The following is a 1495-nucleotide window of genomic DNA, read 5'->3' as shown; positions in this document are numbered from 1 at the left end:
GCCTGCTGCGGCGCGACGCGCGCGCCGAGTAGGGCGGCCCGGCGCCATCCGGCGCCGCGTTCGCTTCGGGCGCGCGGCGTCAAAGCGCGCTACGCTTGAACAGTCTCCGGCGTTCCGGGAGGTTGTCATGCTGCAGATCCATTCCACCACGCTCGATGCGCAGGTCGTCGACATCACGACGCTCGATGTCGACGCGATCGTCAACGCCGCGAACGGCTCGCTGCTCGGCGGGGGCGGCGTCGACGGCGCGATCCACCGCGCGGCCGGCCCCGGCCTGCTCGCCGAATGCCGCACGCTCGGCGGCTGCGAGACGGGCGATGCCAAGCTCACGCGCGGCCACGGGCTGCCGGCGCGCTACGTGATCCATGCGGTCGGGCCCGTGTGGCACGGCGGTGGGAGCGGCGAGGCCGACCTGCTCGCGTCGTGCTACCGGCGCGCGATCGAGCTGGCCGAGGAGGTCGCGGCGACGTCGATTGCGTTTCCGGCAATCAGTTGCGGCATCTATCGCTATCCGGCTGAAGAAGCCGTCGAGATCGCGGTCGGCACCGTCGCCGAAATGCTGCCGCAGGCGCCGAACCTCGCACGCGTGGTGTTCGCGTGCTTTTCCCCTGACATCTACGACCTGTATCGCGCGCGGCTCGCGCGGGCGTGACGCGTCCCGCGGCGCGGAATGCGCCGCGCAAGCGTCATGCGCCGCCTTCGAAGCCGGCCTGGCGCCACGCCTCGAACACGACCACCGCGACCGTGTTCGACAGGTTCAGGCTGCGGTTGTCCGGCCGCATCGGCAGGCGCACGCGCTGTTCGTTCGGGAAGCGCTCGAGCAGCTCGGCGGGCAGGCCGCGCGTTTCCGAGCCGAACACGAACCAGTCGCCGGGCAGGAATGCATGATCGTGGAAGCGGCCCGAGCCGCGCGTCGTGAACGCGAACATGCGCGCGGGATCGGGCGTTTCCGCCGCGACGAATGCATCCCAGTCGCGGTGCACGCGCATCTGCGCATACTCGTGATAGTCGAGGCCCGCGCGGCGCATCCGCGCGTCGTCGAGCGGGAAGCCGAGCGGTTCGATCAGGTGCAGGCGCGCGCCCGTGTTGGCGCACAGGCGGATCACGTTGCCGGTGTTCGGCGGAATTTCGGGGGCGACGAGGACGACGTTGAACATGTTTCGGTCTGGCTGGGCCGGCCGGGGCGGCGCAACGCGCGTGCTCCCGGCCGGCCGGTTCGTGGCGGCCGCCGCCGTGTCCGGGCGGCTGGCCTCTCTATCTAATTAATCCCTGGCGGTGCGCAGCGCAACCAGATTCGTCACACGTGCGGCGCCCGCCGCCTTCAGCGCGTGCGCGGCGGCCGCGAGCGTCGCGCCGGACGTCATCACGTCGTCGACGAGTGCGACGTGGCGGCCGGCGACGCCACCCGCCACCGCGAATGCCGCCATCACGTTGTCGCGCCGTGCGTGCCGGTCGAGCCGCGACTGCGGCGCGGTGTCGGCGACCCGCGCGAGCA

3 protein-coding genes are annotated in these 1495 nt (G+C 71.8%); 1 reads left to right on the top strand and 2 read right to left on the bottom strand.

Annotation, left to right across the window (positions count from 1 at the left end):
• The first annotated feature begins 127 nt into the window (after positions 1–127).
• Positions 128–652, top strand: coding sequence for an O-acetyl-ADP-ribose deacetylase (locus tag G3O06_RS48050; protein ID WP_174916203.1), 525 nt, complete (start codon positions 128–130; stop codon positions 650–652).
• Between the two features lie 34 nt (positions 653–686).
• Here G3O06_RS48050 and trmL read toward each other — a convergent pair whose 3' ends face one another.
• The gene (trmL, locus tag G3O06_RS48045) at positions 687–1157 is read right to left on the bottom strand and encodes a tRNA (uridine(34)/cytosine(34)/5-carboxymethylaminomethyluridine(34)-2'-O)-methyltransferase TrmL (RefSeq protein ID WP_011353282.1); all 471 of its coding nucleotides are present in this window, start codon (positions 1155–1157) and stop codon (positions 687–689) included.
• 105 nt (positions 1158–1262) lie between these two features.
• The coding region (locus G3O06_RS48040) for a phosphoribosyltransferase family protein (RefSeq protein ID WP_277403806.1) at positions 1263–1495 on the bottom strand (233 nt) is incomplete at its 5' end.

The sequence above is a fragment of the Burkholderia sp. Ac-20345 genome (assembly GCF_017104825.1).
Lineage (GTDB): Bacteria > Pseudomonadota > Gammaproteobacteria > Burkholderiales > Burkholderiaceae > Burkholderia > Burkholderia lata_B.
The sequence above is the reverse complement of the archived record's forward strand: the minus strand, read 5'-3'. Positions and strand labels throughout refer to the sequence as shown.